Origin of the sequence: [Eubacterium] eligens ATCC 27750 (genome assembly GCF_000146185.1) — a bacterium.
In the GTDB taxonomy this organism is placed as follows: Bacteria; Bacillota; Clostridia; order Lachnospirales; family Lachnospiraceae; genus Lachnospira; species Lachnospira eligens.
On the sequence record NC_012778.1, the window covers coordinates 20,001 to 36,283 of the forward strand.

The 16,283-nt window shown below is 38.2% G+C and carries 14 protein-coding genes, 6 tRNA genes and 1 rRNA gene (1 of these 21 only partly in view); 18 read left to right on the plus strand and 3 right to left on the minus strand.

Annotated elements, in window-relative coordinates:
* The 15 genes from EUBELI_RS00085 to rsmI form a co-directional block, all read left to right on the plus strand.
* Positions 1-502: ribosomal RNA gene (locus EUBELI_RS00085) — 23S ribosomal RNA — on the plus strand (it extends 2,386 nt beyond the left edge of the window).
* Positions 503-664: 162 nt separating this feature from the next.
* Positions 665-738: transfer RNA gene (locus tag EUBELI_RS00090), tRNA-Asp, on the plus strand.
* Between the two features lie 53 nt (positions 739-791).
* Positions 792-864, plus strand: a tRNA-Val gene (locus EUBELI_RS00095).
* A gap of 8 nt (positions 865-872) precedes the next feature.
* A tRNA-Thr gene (locus tag EUBELI_RS00100) sits at positions 873-944 on the plus strand.
* Between the two features lie 45 nt (positions 945-989).
* A tRNA-Tyr gene (locus EUBELI_RS00105) sits at positions 990-1,071 on the plus strand.
* Between the two features lie 49 nt (positions 1,072-1,120).
* Positions 1,121-1,194: transfer RNA gene (locus EUBELI_RS00110), tRNA-Met, on the plus strand.
* A 4-nt stretch (positions 1,195-1,198) separates the two neighbouring features.
* Positions 1,199-1,271 (plus strand) — tRNA-Phe (locus tag EUBELI_RS00115).
* 92 nt (positions 1,272-1,363) lie between these two features.
* Entirely contained in the window at positions 1,364-2,404 is a 1,041-nt protein-coding gene (locus EUBELI_RS00120) for a L,D-transpeptidase family protein (protein WP_012738297.1), read from the plus strand.
* 20 nt (positions 2,405-2,424) lie between these two features.
* Positions 2,425-3,828 (plus strand): aminotransferase class I/II-fold pyridoxal phosphate-dependent enzyme, encoded by a 1,404-nt coding sequence (locus EUBELI_RS00125; RefSeq protein ID WP_012738298.1) that lies wholly within the window; start codon positions 2,425-2,427, stop codon positions 3,826-3,828.
* Positions 3,816-4,418: a nucleoside/nucleotide kinase family protein gene (locus tag EUBELI_RS00130; protein WP_012738299.1), complete on the plus strand. Its 603-nt coding sequence runs from the start codon at positions 3,816-3,818 to the stop codon at positions 4,416-4,418. The genes EUBELI_RS00125 and EUBELI_RS00130 overlap by 13 nt, the downstream gene beginning before the upstream one ends.
* Positions 4,408-4,848: a YaaR family protein gene (locus EUBELI_RS00135; protein ID WP_012738300.1), complete on the plus strand. Its 441-nt coding sequence runs from the start codon at positions 4,408-4,410 to the stop codon at positions 4,846-4,848. Before EUBELI_RS00130 ends, EUBELI_RS00135 begins: the two co-directional genes overlap by 11 nt.
* 51 nt (positions 4,849-4,899) lie before the next feature.
* Positions 4,900-5,895, plus strand: a complete 996-nt coding sequence (locus EUBELI_RS00140; protein ID WP_012738301.1) for a DNA polymerase III subunit — start codon at positions 4,900-4,902, stop codon at positions 5,893-5,895.
* 14 nt (positions 5,896-5,909) lie between these two features.
* Positions 5,910-6,824, plus strand: coding sequence for a PSP1 domain-containing protein (locus EUBELI_RS00145; protein ID WP_012738302.1), 915 nt, complete (start codon positions 5,910-5,912; stop codon positions 6,822-6,824).
* Positions 6,817-7,536 carry a tRNA1(Val) (adenine(37)-N6)-methyltransferase gene (locus EUBELI_RS00150; RefSeq protein ID WP_012738303.1) on the plus strand — a complete coding sequence of 240 codons (720 nt, stop codon included), beginning with the start codon at positions 6,817-6,819 and terminating at the stop codon, positions 7,534-7,536. Before EUBELI_RS00145 ends, EUBELI_RS00150 begins: the two co-directional genes overlap by 8 nt.
* 13 nt (positions 7,537-7,549) lie before the next feature.
* On the plus strand, positions 7,550-8,428 hold the full coding sequence (gene rsmI / locus EUBELI_RS00155) for a 16S rRNA (cytidine(1402)-2'-O)-methyltransferase (RefSeq protein WP_012738304.1): 879 nt from the start codon (positions 7,550-7,552) through the stop codon (positions 8,426-8,428).
* 4 nt (positions 8,429-8,432) lie between these two features.
* Here rsmI and EUBELI_RS00160 read toward each other — a convergent pair whose 3' ends face one another.
* Positions 8,433-9,050 (minus strand): TetR/AcrR family transcriptional regulator, encoded by a 618-nt coding sequence (locus EUBELI_RS00160; protein ID WP_041687853.1) that lies wholly within the window; start codon positions 9,048-9,050, stop codon positions 8,433-8,435.
* A gap of 401 nt (positions 9,051-9,451) precedes the next feature.
* Here EUBELI_RS00160 and EUBELI_RS00165 point away from each other — a divergent pair, with 401 nt between their 5' ends.
* The 3 genes from EUBELI_RS00165 (at position 9,452) to EUBELI_RS00175 (ending at position 15,549) form a co-directional block, all read left to right on the plus strand.
* Positions 9,452-11,542, plus strand: a complete 2,091-nt coding sequence (locus EUBELI_RS00165) for an efflux RND transporter permease subunit (RefSeq protein WP_012738306.1) — start codon at positions 9,452-9,454, stop codon at positions 11,540-11,542.
* Positions 11,543-11,558: 16 nt separating this feature from the next.
* The gene (locus EUBELI_RS00170) at positions 11,559-13,943 is read left to right on the plus strand and encodes a hypothetical protein (RefSeq protein ID WP_012738307.1); all 2,385 of its coding nucleotides are present in this window, start codon (positions 11,559-11,561) and stop codon (positions 13,941-13,943) included.
* Between the two features lie 265 nt (positions 13,944-14,208).
* Positions 14,209-15,549, plus strand: coding sequence for an ATP-binding protein (locus EUBELI_RS00175; protein WP_012738308.1), 1,341 nt, complete (start codon positions 14,209-14,211; stop codon positions 15,547-15,549).
* A 45-nt stretch (positions 15,550-15,594) separates the two neighbouring features.
* On the opposite strand, the gene EUBELI_RS14300 is transcribed toward EUBELI_RS00175, so the two are convergent.
* Both EUBELI_RS14300 and EUBELI_RS00180 read right to left on the minus strand, forming a co-directional pair.
* Positions 15,595-15,753: a hypothetical protein gene (locus tag EUBELI_RS14300; protein WP_012738309.1), complete on the minus strand. Its 159-nt coding sequence runs from the start codon at positions 15,751-15,753 to the stop codon at positions 15,595-15,597.
* A gap of 30 nt (positions 15,754-15,783) precedes the next feature.
* Positions 15,784-16,221, minus strand: coding sequence for a MarR family winged helix-turn-helix transcriptional regulator (locus EUBELI_RS00180; RefSeq protein WP_012738310.1), 438 nt, complete (start codon positions 16,219-16,221; stop codon positions 15,784-15,786).
* Positions 16,222-16,283 lie beyond the last annotated feature (62 nt).

Here is a 16,283-nt window from a genome sequence, read left to right on the forward strand (position 1 = left end):
GGTATGAAAGTGGGATTGCCATCGCTCAACGGATAAAAGCTACCCTGGGGATAACAGGCTTATCACTCCCAAGAGTTCACATCGACGGAGTGGTTTGGCACCTCGATGTCGGCTCATCGCATCCTGGGGCTGTAGTAGGTCCCAAGGGTTGGGCTGTTCGCCCATTAAAGCGGTACGCGAGCTGGGTTCAGAACGTCGTGAGACAGTTCGGTCCCTATCCGGCGTGGGCGTAGGATATCTGAGAGGAGCTGTCCTTAGTACGAGAGGACCGGGATGGACTGACCTCTGGTGCACCGGTTGCATTGCCAAATGCATAGCCGGGTAGCCAAGTCGGGACGGGATAAACGCTGAAGGCATCTAAGCGTGAAGCCCCCCTCAAGATGAGATATCCCATAACGTAAGTTAGTAAGACCCCTTGAAGACGACGAGGTAGATAGGCAGAAGGTGGAAGTGTGGTGACATATGGAGCTGATCTGTACTAATAGGTCGAGGGCTTAACCAAGAGAAAAGGTTAAGACGGTTTGGATAGAACAAAGAGAGTTATTCTTAAGAGTAATCGGATGAAAAAGTATTTGCAAAGACAGATATGATATGATATATTTAATGTGCAGTTTTGAAGGAGCAATCTTTCAAAAGAGTTTATCTCTTAATTGCGAAAGCGATTGGCCTGGTGGCTCAGCTGGTTAGAGCGCCGCCCTGTCACGGCGGAGGTCGTGGGTTCGAACCCCATCCGGGTCGTTGTTATCATTTCCCAGATGATAACTTGCTGGAAACAGCTCACAATTATATATGGGGTCTTAGCTCAGCTGGGAGAGCATCTGCCTTACAAGCAGAGGGTCACAGGTTCGAGCCCTGTAGGCCCCATCAATTTTGCCGACTTGGCTCAATGGCAGAGCAGCTGATTTGTAATCAGCAGGTTGTTGGTTCGACTCCGACAGTCGGCTCTATATTAATAATGTGAGAGCATTATTAGTATTAATTTAATAGATGGGTGGATTCCCGAGTGGCCAAAGGGGACAGACTGTAAATCTGCTGGCACTGCCTTCGAAGGTTCGAATCCTTCTCCGCCCACTTTGATGTATATTTTACATCTATTTAACATAATATATATAGTGAATGCCGCGGGGTAGAGCAGCTCGGAAGCTCGTCGGGCTCATAACCCGAAGGTCACAGGTTCAAATCCTGTCCCCGCTACTAAGCCTAGATAGCTCAGTCGGTAGAGCAGAGGACTGAAAATCCTCGTGTCACTGGTTCGATTCCGGTTCTAGGCACTTAAAGCTGTTTCGTGATGAAACAGCTTTTTTTGCGTTAAAAACATTTATAAACACATATTATTTTTTTGTAATGGACAAAGGAGGATATTATGTCAAAAGGAAACATTAATTATAAATATTTAAAAAGAAGAAAGTCATGGTTCAGGAGAAATCTGACACTTGTTATATTTATTGCTGTTGTTGTGATTGCTATTGCAGGAGCAGTAACTGCTGGAATTATGTTGTCTCATTATAATAAGGAAAAACAGGATGATAATCATGGGAGTAATGATGAACAGACAGTTGTTTCAACAGAAGAGACAACAGCGGCAAGGGAAGTTGTGTGGATTGATAATAAAGAGCCTGAATCAAAAGAACAAGAATACATTGCACCAGAAGGAGTTTATCTTCCATATTTTATTAAAGTAAACAGAGCTGCTAACTGTGCTACAGTGTATGGGATTGATGAGAATGGAGAATACACTATACCAGTCAAAGCATTTGCAACATCATGTGGAAAAGCAGGCGACGAAACTATTGTGGGTGACAATTATGTAACATCAGATAAGTACGAATGGGGATATATGGTTGATGGTACTTATGGACGTTATGCATTCAGAATAAGTGGAGGTTATCTGTTCCATTCTGTTCCATATTATTCAATGAATAAGGGTGATCTGGAGGATGGACAGTACAATAAGCTTGGTGATTATGCTTCTCTTGGATGCGTTAGAATGTGCGTTAGGGATGTAAAGTGGATATATGATAACTGTCCATCGGGAACAGGTGTAACTATATATGATGATGCAGTTAATCCTGGACCACTTGGTAAGCCGGATTCTATAAAGATTTCAGAGGACAGTGCATATGCCGGCTGGGATCCTACAGACCCTGACGAGAATAATCCGTGGAATGCTTATAGTGCTAAGATAGAAGGGGCAAAGGACATTCAGACAAAGATTGGTCAGAGTATAGATGTAATGACAGGGGTTACTGCAACTGATACTTGTGGTAATGATATTACTGCAAAGATTGTGACTGTTGGAAGATATACATTTGACCAGACAGGTACTTATGATATTAAGTATGAAGTTACAGATGCAATTGGAAGCCATGATGAAGTAACAGTAAAGCTTATGGTTACAGAATAAGAGATAATGGAGTTGTATTGATGGGAAATATAGATATTCTGGAAAAACTTGAAGAGTATTCAAAAGCTGGTTATGTGCCGATGCATATGCCGGGAGGAAAGCGCAATACTGAATATGCAAGTACTTCAGAACTTGATATTACCGAGATTGACGGATTTGATAATATGCATAATGCGGATGGTATTATTAAAAATGCGTCTGACAGGGCAGCAAAATTGTATGGAGCAGATAAAACACTGATGCTTGTAAATGGAAGTACAGCAGGAATATTATCAGCTATATGTGGTGCGACGAAAAGAAAAGGAAAGATTATCGTTGCAAGAAACTGTCATGTGTCAGTGTACAATGCATTGATTATGGCACAGTTAGAGCCAGTATATGTTATACCGGAGGTTGATAATGATACAGGAATATACAGAGGACTATCATTAGAACAGATTAGAAAATGTGTTGAAAATAACAGGGATGCACAGGCGGTTATTATAACTTCTCCGACTTATGAAGGTGTTGTGTCAGAGGTAAGGGAGATTGCCAGTTATCTGCATGAAAAAGGAATACCACTTATAGTTGACGAAGCGCATGGGGCACATTTTGAATTCAGTGAGGAATTTCCAGAGTCGGCAGTAAAAGCTGGGGCTGACATTGTAATTAACAGTATTCATAAAACATTACCGGCACTTACACAGACTGCACTTCTACATATTTCTGGAAATTATGTAGATTATGATAAAGTGGAAAGATTTTGGAATATATATCAGACAACCAGCCCCTCATATATTCTTATGGCGAGTATTGACAGGTGTATGAGAATTATTGAAGAACAGGGAGATTATATTTTTAAGGATTATATCAAAAGACTTAAGAATTTAAGAGAAAATATTGCAAAACTTAATAATATAAGATTGATGGATAGTGATGATATTTCTAAGATTATTCTTATATGTGATGATGGAAAGTACCTGTATGACAGGTTATTGGATGAATATAAGGTGCAGCTTGAGATGGCATCATTTAAATATGTTATTGCAATGACTTCAGTTGCTGATAAACAGGAGTATTATGACAGATTTCTTAGTGCATTGAAGGAGATTGATGAAAGCTGGAAAGTTGAAAGCAAAGACAGTGAAAATGATGTAGGGGAAAGCTTAGGGTATGCGATTAACAACAAGCCGGAAGTATGTATGTGTCCGGCAGATGCAATTGATTTAATGGATGAAAATGGATATGAAGATTTATCTGTTAATTCACCTGATATATGTGGTAGAATAAGTATGTCATCGGTTCTTATATACCCACCGGGAATGCCTGTTGTTAATGTAGGCGAGCGGATTACCGGTGATGTATGCAGAATTATTAAGAGTGCGATAAATGCCGGGCTGGAAGTACCCGGTCTTAAGGAAGGAAAGATAAGATGCCTGAGATAGCATTTATTATGGGAAAAAGCGCGTCCGGCAAGGATAAAATATATAAAAACCTAATTGAAGATGAAAGTCTGAAGCTTAATACTGTTATATTGTATACAACAAGACCAATGAGAGCCGGGGAGACCGATGGGGTTGAGTATTTTTTTGTAAATGATGAGACAGCTGTTAAGATGCAGGAGAGCGGCAGGATTGTTGAACTGAGAGAATATAATACTGTGTATGGTGTGTGGAAGTATTTTACAGCTGATGACGGACAGATTGACCTTAACAGTGGTAACAGGTATCTGGTTATAGGAACGCTTGAAGCGTATGATAAATTCTGTGAATTCTATGGAAAACAGCATATTATGCCGATATATATTGAGGTAGAAGATGGATTGAGACTCACAAGGGCTATCCACAGAGAACAGAAACAGGATAATCCACACTATGAGGAAATGTGCAGAAGATTTCTTGCAGACAGTGAGGATTTTTCAGAAGAGAATATTGCTAAGGCTGGTATTACAAGAAGGTTTAGCAATAATGGAGAGTTAGAGGATTGCATTAGTGAAGTTAAAAGTGCCATATTAGGAGGTATGTATGGATATTAAGGTTAAAGATATAGCACCGGCTAATCAGACCACTCCGGTTAAAGCACAGGAAAAATCAGATGATAGTTTTAAGTTTACACTGATTAGCAATATTGAGGAGAAAGACCTTCAGGAAAAACTGGGAAATATGATGCAGGAAATTACCGAGCAGGGTGAAAAGATTGCAAAGCATATGGATATAAGAGATATGAAGAAGTACAGAGAGCTTGTTAAAGGATTTCTAAATGAAGTTGTAAACAGATCACACAAGTTTTCAAGAGAGAACTTTCTTGACAGAAGGGGAAGACACAGGGTGTATGGAATTGTTAAGATGGTAGATGAAAATCTTGATAATCTTGCCAGAGAACTGGTAAAAGATGAAAAGGATCATCTTGCAATAGTCGGAGCTATTGATGATATCAGGGGATTGTTATTAGATATTTCAACATAGGAGCATTATGTGTTATAATATTACAGATAAGTAACGAAAAGAGGAATAAGTATGGGTAATTTTTCAGACATATATGGATATGAGACTATTAAAGAACATTTGCAGAGTGCAATATCTATGGGAAAGGTATCTCATGCTTATGTAATCAGCGGAGGACTTGGTTCAGGAAAGAAGCTTATTGCCAGCACATTTGCACAGACACTGCAGTGTGAGGCGGGCGGTGTTGAGCCTTGCGGGGTGTGCCATTCCTGTGTGCAGGCAGCAGGCAGGAACCAGCCGGATATTATCTGGGTTGGACATGAGAAGCCGGGAAGTATTGGTGTTGATGATATAAGAGACCAGCTTGTATCGGATATGCAGATTAAGCCTTACAGCAGTCCTTACAAGATATACATTATTGATGAAGCAGACAAGCTTACTGTTGCAGCACAGAATGCAATGCTTAAGACAATTGAAGAGCCGCCGGCTTATGGAATTGTTATTCTGCTTGCTAATAATCCGGATGTTTTCTTACAGACTATTCTGTCAAGATGTGTTGTGCTTGATCTTAAGCCACTAAAGGATGATATAGTTATTAAATATCTTAAAGACCACTATGATAATATCAGTGATTACGAGTGTAAATTTGCAGCAAGATTTGCAGCTGGACGAATCGGCAGGGCAATGACTATGGTTGAATCTACTGAGTTTGCAGAGTTAAGACGTGATGTAATGGATGTTATTAAGAATGCTAAGGATATGGATTCGACTGATATTATGACATCGGTGAAAAGAGTTACCAATTATAAGCTGACTATTGATGATTATCTTGACCTTATGCTTATGTGGTACAGGGATGTACTTATGTTTAAGAGTACGAATGATACTAATCTGCTCATATTTAATGACCAGATGACACTGATAAAGAGTCAGGCACAGACTATGTCATATGAAGGTTTACAGGATATTATTAATTCTATTGACAGGGTTAAGGTGAGACTTCAGGCAAATGTTAATTTTGATCTGGTTATTGAATTGCTTATTATGGCGATTAAGGAAAATTCATAGAATGGAGAGTATAGATGACTAAAGTTGTTGGAGTTAGATTCAGACAGGTTGGAAAGATATATTTTTTTGCACCTGGGAAATATTCAGTCGAAACAGGACAGCATGTTATTGTTGAGACTGCCAGAGGAGTTGAATATGGACAGGTTGTTCTAGGTGAAAGAGAAGTTGAAGATACAGCGGTTATCCAGCCTCTAAAGGCAATCATAAGGATTGCAACACCAGAAGATGATGAAAGAGAATTAAAAAACAGAGAAAAGGAAAAAGAAGCATTTAAGATATGTCTTGAGAAGATTGCAAAGCATAATCTTGATATGAAGCTTATTAAGGCTGAGTATACATTTGACAATAATAAGGTGCTGTTCTATTTTACTGCTGATGGAAGAATTGATTTCAGAGAGCTTGTTAAGGATCTTGCTGCAGTATTTAAGACAAGAATTGAATTAAGACAGATTGGAGTAAGGGATGAGACTAAGATTCTTGGTGGAATTGGTTCCTGCGGAAGACCTTTATGTTGTGCCACATTTTTACCAGAATTCAATCCGGTATCTATTAAGATGGCTAAGGAGCAGAATCTGTCACTTAATCCAACTAAGATTTCAGGTGTGTGTGGACGACTTATGTGTTGTTTAAAGAATGAGCAGGATACATATGAGGAATTAAATAGTCATCTGCCTAATGTGGGAGATTCTGTTACTACACCAGATAAACTGGTTGGTGAGGTTTCAAGTGTCAATGTTTTAAGGCAGAGAGTTAAGGTATTAATAACTCATGATAATGACGAAAAGGAACTTAAGGAATATCCGGTTGAGGAACTTCGTTTTAAGAGAAAAAGAAGATTTGATAAGGTCAGAATTGATGATGATAAGGAACTTAAGGCACTTGAGGAATTAGAAAGAAAAGAAGGAAAAGCCCATATTAGTGATGATTAATGAACGAATTGATGATTTGATGAGAGATGGACTAAAGCTTATACAGAATACAGATATTTTCTGTTTTGGAATGGACGCAGTGCTGTTGTCTACTTATGCCATGGCAGGGAAGAAAGACAGGGTGCTGGACATGGGTACAGGTAATGGTATTATTCCGGTGCTTATGCAGTCTAAGAATCCAGGTAGCACATACAGTGCTCTTGAGATTCAGGAGGGAAGCGCACAGCTTGCCAGAAGAAATGTGGAGCTTAATCATCTTGAGGACAGAATCAGTGTTGTTAAGGGTGATATTAAGGAAGCTTCCACTATATTTGGGGAAGCTTCTTTTAATGTTGTGACGAGCAATCCGCCATATATGAATGAAAATCACGGTATTGTTAATCCGGACAGTGCCAAGGCAATTGCAAGGCATGAGCTTCTGTGTAGTCTTGATGATGTTATAAGGGAAGCAAGCCGTTGTCTTAAATCTAAAGGGAAAATGTATATGGTTCACAGACCGAACAGACTTGTTGATATATTTGACACTATGAGAAAGTATCATCTTGAGCCGAAGAGAATGAGGCTGGTGTATCCTTATGTGAATAAGGCTGCCAATATGGTGCTTATAGAAGCGGTTAAGGGTGGTAATTCCCAGCTTATAGTTGAAGAACCGCTTATTGTATACAAGACGGACGGTACTTACACTGATGCGCTTCTAAAAATGTATGAATAGATAGAGGTTTATTATGGATAATGAAAAAAATGTAAAGAAAGACGGACCGGGTATGCTGTATCTGTGTGCAACGCCTATTGGTAATCTTGAGGATATTACTTACAGGGTTCTGCGTGTGCTTTCAGAAGCAGACCTGATTGCAGCAGAGGATACAAGAAACAGTATTAAGCTGCTTAATCATTTTGAAATAAAGACACCTATGACAAGCTATCATGAATTTAATAAGTATGATAAGGCAAAGGTTCTTGTTGATAAAATATTAGGTGGAATGGATGTGGCTGTAATTACTGATGCAGGAACTCCAGGAATATCAGATCCTGGTGAGGAGCTTGTAAAGCAATGCAGGGCAGCAGGTATCAGGGTTACTTCACTTCCGGGACCGGCTGCATGTATAACTGCACTCACAATGTCAGGACGCGAGACAAGAAGATTCGCATTTGAAGCATTTTTACCAGCGGATAAGAATGAGAGAAAAGAAGTTCTTGCAGAGTTAGCATGTGAAACAAGGACTATGATTATATATGAAGCACCGCATAGACTTACTAAGACACTTGCAGAACTGCAAGATACGCTTGGGGGCGACAGATTGATTACTATATGTAAGGAGCTTACCAAGAGATATGAGAATTCTATGGAATTCACGCTTGAATCTGCATGTGAATATTATGAAAATAATGAGCCGAGAGGCGAATATGTGCTTGTGATTGCCGGAAAGAGCCGTGAGCAGTTAAAGGCCGAGGCAAGAAAGCAGTGGGAAAACATGAGTGTGGCAGAACATGTGCAGATGTATATGTCGCAGGGTATGGACAAGAAAGAAGCCATGAAAGCTGCGGCAAAGGACAGAGGTGTGTCAAAGAGGGATATATATCAGGAGCTTGAAGGGAAAGCGTAAGCAGCTACTGGATAGTGTGCTCTCTTATGATTGCGCGTACTGTCTTGAAGAGGTAAGGTTTGATAGTATCTATGTCAGCAGGTTCTTTATAAAGAATTGCGCTGTAGCAAGTTGAACTTACAAGCTCAACAATAAGGAAGAGCATTATTTCAGGCTCTTCAAGTGAGATATCCTCAGCGTTAATCATTTCATAATATACATCTTTAAAGTTAATATCATCAGATGCAACCTTAGTTGTGAGAGCTTCCTTGAAGATTCCCCAGCTAAGGTTTTTTGATATAAATGTAAGAAGAGTCTGATTAGAATTCAGTTCATCTACAATATGATTAATTATAAATATTATTTTTTCTTCGAAACCTAACTGTTCGTTCTTTTCTTTAGAAAATTCCTCTAAATCAGCGACGGCATTCTTAAATAATTTACTTGATTCATGTGATATAAGACGGTTTCTTATATCATACTTATCCTTAAAATACAGATAAAATGTACCCTTAGCAATACCTGCTTTCTGAGAAATTTCCGCAATAGAAGTCTTCGTAACCCCCTGGGTAGTAAAGAGATTAAATGCAGTATTCAGCAGAGAAGTAAGTTTCTGTTGTTTGTTAGCTTCAAGCTTTCCCATATCAATCACTCACCTTTATTAGTGTTAATTATTAGTTGGTTATAGTGTGTATTATGAGTTGGTATGGTAATTGATTTCAGGTGCTTTGGAGCCACCGGCACTTAACAAGTTGCAGGAACTGCAACGAGTTTAGTGTCCGCTGTGAGCGACAAGCAGCGCAAGCGTGCCTGAAATTGATTACCATGCCAACTCATTCATAAATACATTATACACCAACTCAATTATAAAATAAATATTAAAAAATGACTTTTGGTCAATTTTCTATTGACTATGTGTTTTGAGGTGCTATAATGTCAACTGAAATTGAAAATGACTATCGGTCATATTTGTTAAAGACATGAATACTTATATGACTAAGGGTTGTTGGCATTTGCATCTTACAGAAAGGCGTGGTTATTTATATGAAAAAGTTTGGAAAAGTTGTTGTTAAGTTAAGAATTCCAATTCTGGTTCTTAGCTTCCTGCTGTTGATTCCATCAGTTCTTGGTTACTTTAATACCAGGGTTAATTACGATATCCTGTATTATCTGCCAAGTGATATCGACACTATGCAGGGACAGGACATTTTGCTTGATGATTTCGGAAAGGGCGCTTATGCAATGGTCGTCGTTGACGGAATGAATAAGTCAAATGTTTCTAAGTTGGTAAAGAAGGTTGAGGGGGTTGACCATGTAGCGTCAGTTATCTCTTATAGTGGAATAGTAGGAGATGATGTTCCTTCAGAAATTCTTCCTGATAAGTTCCGTTCTTATTTTGAAAATGAGGATTCAGGAGCTACATTGTTTGCAATATTCTTTGATGATACAACATCAAGTGACGATACAATGAAGGCTATTCAGGAAGTAAGAGATGTTACGGATAATCAGTGTTATATTGCCGGTATGTCTGCTGTAGTTACAGATACTAAGACAATGGCAGAAAAGGAGACTCCTTTTTATGTACTTGTAGCGGTTGTTCTTGTATGTATCGTACTTGCTATATTTATGGATTCATTCCTTGTACCAGTATTCTTTATGTTAAGTATAGGTATGGCAATTGTGTATAACCTTGGTTCTAATTATTTCTTAGGTGAGGTTTCATACATAACGAAAGCACTGGCAGCGGTACTTCAGCTTGGTGTAACTCTGGATTATTCTATATTCTTATGGCACAGTTACAAGGAAGCTAAGGAAGAAACTCCAGATGATCATCAAGAAGCTATGGCGGTTGCTATTGGGAATACACTTACATCAGTTGTTGGTTCTTCCATAACAACTGTTGCAGGATTCATCGCACTCTGCTTTATGAGCTTTACACTTGGTCTTGACCTTGGTGTTGTTATGGCAAAGGGTGTTGTATTGGGTGTTATTGGTTGTGTTACAATACTTCCTTCCCTTATTCTTACATTTGACAAGGCTCTTGAGAAGACAATGCATAGAGAGATTATGCCGAATTTTGATAAGCCGGCAAGATGGATAGTTAATCATTCATGGATATTCCTTATAATATTCGTTCTGCTTCTTGGCCCGGCAATCTACGGATATAACAATACTAAGGTTTACTATGATTTATCTGATACACTTCCAGAGAAGCTTAACTGTTCGCAGGCTAACAAGCTGCTTGCCGACAACTTTGACGGAACTAATTCTATATATATGATTCTTGCAGACAGTAATCTTTCAGCAGAGGATTCTAATGCAATGATGAATGAGGTAAATGATCTGGACGGAATTTCATTTGCATTAAGTATTGACTCAGCACTCGGTGGAGAAATCCCTACGGAAATGCTTCCTGATTCGCTTGTTTCAGAGCTTAAGGGTGATGAATACCAGATTATGATGGTATCAACTAATTACACAATTGCTTCTGATGAAATCAATGACCAGATTAATAAGGTTGATGCAATTGCAAAGAAGTATGATGCTAAATCTATGGTAATTGGAGAAGCTCCTTGTACTAAGGATCTTATCACTATTACTGATAAGGATTTTAAGACAGTTAGTGCAGTTTCAATTGTTGCGATATTCTTTATTATTTTCTTCGTATTAAAGTCAATATCTCTTCCGGTTATTCTGGTTGCTGCTATTGAATTTGCTATATTTGTTAATATGGGTATTCCATATTATACAGGAACAACGATACCATTTATATCTTCGGTAGTAATCGGAACTATTCAGCTTGGTGCGACAGTCGATTATGCAATTCTTATGACTACAAGATATAAGAGAGAAAGAGCCGCTGGTAACTCTAAGAAAGAGGCTATATCAATAGCACTTGGAACATCTATTCCATCTATTATTGTCAGCGCACTTGGTTTCTTCGCAGCAACATTTGGTGTAGGTATGATAGCCAGTGTTGATATGATTGCTTCACTTTGTACACTTATGGCACGAGGCGCAATCATCAGTATGTTTGTCGTTATATTTGTTCTTCCATCACTTTTCGTATTGCTTGATAAGGTGATTATTCATACAAGTTTAGGTTTTAAGCCGAAGAAGAACAGTCAAAATTAAATTAGGAGGATTTATTATGGTAAAGAAGAATTTATTCAGATATAGTTCAGTTTTAATGTGTGTTGTTCTTACTGCGGCAAGTCTTGTTGGCTGCGGTGCTAATACAGCTGCAACAACAGGAACGGATACAGCTTATGTAACAGAGATGGCAGCAGGCAGTACAGAGGCTACGATTACACAGGCAATAACTAATGAGCTTGCAGTGTCTAACAAGAGCACACTTGCAACTAACACAAGACAGGAAACTGTTTATGTATTCAATGACGCTTCAGGTAACAAGAATCACATCACTGTCAACGAAAAGATTACAGACGCTAACGGCAATGAGACTCTTAATAAGACTGAGTCAAGTGAAAATGCGCCAGTAACAATGAAGGTTACTTACAAGCTTGATGGCAAGGAAATTAAGCCGGAAGACCTGGCTGGAAAGAGCGGAAAGGTTACAATACGCTTTGATTACACTAATAATCAGAAGAAAACTGTAACAATTAATGGTAAAAAGCAGACAGTTGCCGTACCATTTACAATGATTACAGGCATGATGCTTCCAACAGATGTATTCTCAAATGTTGAGGTTACTAATGGTAAGCTTACTAAGGTCGGTGATAATATTGTGGCAGTCGGTATGACAATGCCAGGACTTAAGGATACTATGAATCTTAAGTTTAATGATAAGTCACTTGACCTTGATATTCCTGAGTATTTTGAATTAACAGCAGATGTTAAGAATTTCTCACTTGATATGACAATGTCTGTTGCAACATCTAATCTTCTTTCAGATATGAATGCTGATGACATTACTTTAGATGATTTAAAGAAAACTGTTGCTTCATTAGATGATGCAGCAACACAGCTTGCAGACGGAACGGTTACATTACAGGATGGAACACAGCAGTTAAGTGATGCAATTCCGGCACTTACTGATGGTGTTGACCAGTTAAATACAGGTGCTTCTTCTCTTAAGGATGGTATATATGCATACGCAGATGGCGCTGCAAGTGCATATGAGGGTTCAGTTTCACTTAATGACAACATGAAGACATATGCGGACGGAATCGGAACTCTTTATAATACTCTTAAGGATAACAATCTTGACAGCAGTGTTGCTTCGGCAGCTAAGGGGGCAGGTGATCTGGCAGCAGGCGCTGCAACACTTGATGCAGGAATTGATAGTGCTTTATCTGGTGCAGGAGCGCTTGTTACTGGGGCAAAGTCATTGACAGATGGAACGGGAGAATTGGCAACGGGTGCAGCAGCATTAGCTGAAGGAGCAGATAAAATAGGTGGAACATTAACATCAGGAATGACAGAAGCAAAACAAAAATATGATAATGCGTATGACAGTTTTTATCAGTTAGCAATGGCAGTTATTGGTGGAAAATTAGGATATAATCCGGCTGCAATGACAGGTGAGCAGAAAATTACAGCTGCGACAACACTTGCTAATGTAGGTATATCTGCTACAGCAGATATTACAGATGAAAATCAGTGTACCAAGGCAGCCGCATTTATAATGCAGAACTATAATGATACAGACATTACAACAGGTAAGATTGGTATAAGAACAGCAATGGTTAGTGCATTAACAGCTAAATATGCAGCAGCAGATACAGAACACAAATATACATTAGATCAATTAAAAGCAAAGGCAAATAGTGATTCAGACGCAAATCTTGTAGCTATTTCCAGTGGACTTTCACAGGCTTATAAGGCATACGGTCTACTTAATGATACGATGACATCCCTTACAGCTGGCGGAGAGAACAGTTTCTTTAATGGAATTACTAAATTGAATGAAGGAGCAGGTCAGGTTAATACTGGTGCAAATGCCCTTAAAGCAGGAATTGACCAGTTAAGCGCTGGTGCAGGACAGTTAAGTGCAGGTTCTAAGCAGCTTAAAGCAGGCCTTGGTACATTAAGCACAGGTCTTAACACACTCAGCACATCAGTTGGTTCATTCTCAACTTACAAGGAGGGAACTCTCTGCTCAAGTTTATATGCATTAAATCTTAATGCAGGAAAGTTACAGCAGGAAGGAACAGAAGCCCTTCAGAGCGGACTTTCACAGCTTACAGCTAATAATGATACATTAAAGAGTGGAGCTTCACAGCTTGCTGATGGAACAGCTACCTTAAAGGATAGTTCAGGAACACTTGCAGATGGAGTTACACAGTTAAACGAAGGTGCAATTACATTAAAGGATGGAATGGCACAGTTTAACAGCGAAGCAATTGAGCCTATCACAAAGCTTGTAGACTCAGACGCACAGACAGCCGTTGATACAATCAAGGCAGTAGTTAAGGCAGGTCAGGAATACAATTCATTCTTAGGCAAGTCAGATGACAAAGCCGGAAGTGTAACATTTGTCTATAAGACAGCAGGCATCACAGCCAATAAATAAGCTTTTTTCTTTCAAACACTTTCATATAAAGATGGAACAGCCACCCGCGGGGAAACCTAAGGGTGGCTGTTTCCATATGTTATATATGAATAAATGTTAATATTACAAGGTATAATCTATATGAACGGGGATTTCGCAAAATATTATACTTAATGAATGGGGATTTGGGTAGAAATCGAGGTAATATGAATGGGGATTTGCGCGAAAATGGTATTTACACGAACGGGGATTTGCGTTATATTATATTAAAAGGGGTGATAATACTATGGGAAAACCTGTGTTTAAGAGAAAAATATATGAAGAAATACTTGAGTGGAAAGAGAAACGAAGCAATAAATATGCACTTTTAATAAAAGGCGCAAGACGAGTTGGGAAGTCTACGATAGCAGAAGAATTTGCCAAGAATGAGTTTAAATCTTATATATTAATTGACTTTGCACATACAAGTAAGGAAATTATAGAATTATTTGATGATACTTATAATCTGGATTTTTTCTTTTTAAAATTACAACAGTTAACAGGTGTCAGATTATATAAGAATGAATCTGTGATAATATTTGACGAAGTACAGCTGCTTCCAAAGGCACGGCAGGCAATTAAATATCTTGTTGCTGATGGAAGATATAAATATATTGAGACGGGTTCTCTTTTGTCAATAAAAAAGAATACAAGAGATATATTAATTCCGAGTGAGGAACATAAGATATCGATGTATCCAATGGATTTTGAAGAATTTTTGTGGGCTATTGGTGATGATATAACTGCTGACACGATTAAGATGTTATTAAAGAATAAAAAAGCTGCCGGCAATGCCATGCATAGAAATCTTATGAGGGTTTTCCGGTTATATATGCTTATAGGAGGAATGCCGCAGGCAGTAGAAACTTATATAGAGCAAAATAATTTACAGGCAGTTGATGAAGTAAAAAGAGAAATTGTTGATTTGTATGAGGAAGATTTTACTAAAATTGACGGAACGGGACTTGCAGGAGATATTTATGACGCTATTCCAGCCAACCTTAGCAGTAATGCGTCAAGGTATGTTTTGTCTAATGCAAGAGAAGGAACCCGTGCAGAGCAGGTGCGTGAATTAATACCAGATATGCTCAGTTCATTTACAGTTAATATTGCTTATCATGCTAATAATCCTGGTGTAGGAATGTCATTAACTAAAGATTCTGGAAGATATAAGTTGTTTTTATCTGATGTTGGATTATTTGTGACACTTGCATTTAAGGATAAGAATTATATTGATAATGTGATATATAATAAGCTTCTTTCAGATAAACTTGATGCTAATTTAGGGTATATATATGAAAATGTTGTAGCTCAGATGTTAACTGCGAAAGGCAATAATCTCTTTTACTACACAATGGATAGTGATACATCTAATCATTTGTATGAAATTGATTTCCTGATTTCAGTAAGAGATAAAATATGCCCGATTGAAGTAAAATCCGGTAACTACAGAAGTCATAAGTCATTAGATGTATTTTGTGACAAATTTAGTAATCGCATAAGTGATAAATATGTTGTTCATACTAAAGATTATAAATGGGAAAATGCCATTAATTATATTCCAGTATATATGGTGCCGTTTTTATAAAAAAATCAAGTAGAATTGTTATGTAATAATTCTACTTGATTATAATTAATTATTATTCTTATGTTTCTTGATTATCTCTTCATATCTGCGCTGGGAAGCTTTTTCTTCCTCAGTAAGTTCTTCTGGCGCGTCTTCAATATCGTTAAGCTGTGCAAATACATCAGCTAAATCGTCTAAATTGAGTAAATTCTTGTTGTCTGGCATAATACCCCTCCTTTATTAAGCTGATTGTTATTATGGAATCTGATGGAAGAAATCTTCCAGCCGTATAAATGTTTTCGTAAGAACCTCAGCTTCTTCTTTTGTTAAATCCTTTGTGATATGTCCAATCATATCCTTGTGAAAATTCTCATGATGTCTGTATGCGGCAATTCCTTTGTCTGTAAGAGAAGCATAGACTATACGGCGGTCTTTCTCACCGCGCTTTCTTATCACATAGCCTTTCTTGACAAGTCCGTTGATTCCGACTGTAAGAGTTCCCATTGTTACTCCAAGTGACTTGGAAATTGTGGACATAGTACGAGGTTCTTCAATGCCGATTGCTTCTATAATATGCATATCTGTAACAGAAATATCCTTAAATTCTTCTGTGATAAGAGCCCTTTCTTCAATGTTCAAGATATCATTGAACAAGTCTACAAGCACAGAATTCAGAGACTCAAATATATCCATAAACACGTACCTTAACCTTACTTATTAATAAAATAATTATATCTTATTAAAAAGTAATATGC

Excerpts from the sequence above, each read along its gene's own strand:
- EUBELI_RS00160 (WP_041687853.1), bottom strand. The coding sequence starts at position 9,050 with ATGGGAAAGCTTGAAGCTAACAAACAACAGAAACTTACTTCTCTGCTG.
- rsmI (WP_012738304.1), top strand. The coding sequence starts at position 7,550 with ATGGATAATGAAAAAAATGTAAAGAAAGACGGACCGGGTATGCTGTAT.
- EUBELI_RS00170 (WP_012738307.1), top strand. The coding sequence starts at position 11,559 with ATGGTAAAGAAGAATTTATTCAGATATAGTTCAGTTTTAATGTGTGTT.
- EUBELI_RS00135 (WP_012738300.1), top strand. The coding sequence starts at position 4,408 with ATGGATATTAAGGTTAAAGATATAGCACCGGCTAATCAGACCACTCCG.
- EUBELI_RS00180 (WP_012738310.1), bottom strand. The coding sequence starts at position 16,221 with ATGGATATATTTGAGTCTCTGAATTCTGTGCTTGTAGACTTGTTCAAT.
- EUBELI_RS00165 (WP_012738306.1), top strand. The coding sequence starts at position 9,452 with ATGAAAAAGTTTGGAAAAGTTGTTGTTAAGTTAAGAATTCCAATTCTG.
- EUBELI_RS14300 (WP_012738309.1), bottom strand. The coding sequence starts at position 15,753 with ATGCCAGACAACAAGAATTTACTCAATTTAGACGATTTAGCTGATGTA.
- EUBELI_RS00175 (WP_012738308.1), top strand. The coding sequence starts at position 14,209 with ATGGGAAAACCTGTGTTTAAGAGAAAAATATATGAAGAAATACTTGAG.
- EUBELI_RS00140 (WP_012738301.1), top strand. The coding sequence starts at position 4,900 with ATGGGTAATTTTTCAGACATATATGGATATGAGACTATTAAAGAACAT.
- EUBELI_RS00145 (WP_012738302.1), top strand. The coding sequence starts at position 5,910 with ATGACTAAAGTTGTTGGAGTTAGATTCAGACAGGTTGGAAAGATATAT.
- EUBELI_RS00130 (WP_012738299.1), top strand. The coding sequence starts at position 3,816 with ATGCCTGAGATAGCATTTATTATGGGAAAAAGCGCGTCCGGCAAGGAT.
- EUBELI_RS00150 (WP_012738303.1), top strand. The coding sequence starts at position 6,817 with ATGATTAATGAACGAATTGATGATTTGATGAGAGATGGACTAAAGCTT.
- EUBELI_RS00125 (WP_012738298.1), top strand. The coding sequence starts at position 2,425 with ATGGGAAATATAGATATTCTGGAAAAACTTGAAGAGTATTCAAAAGCT.
- EUBELI_RS00120 (WP_012738297.1), top strand. The coding sequence starts at position 1,364 with ATGTCAAAAGGAAACATTAATTATAAATATTTAAAAAGAAGAAAGTCA.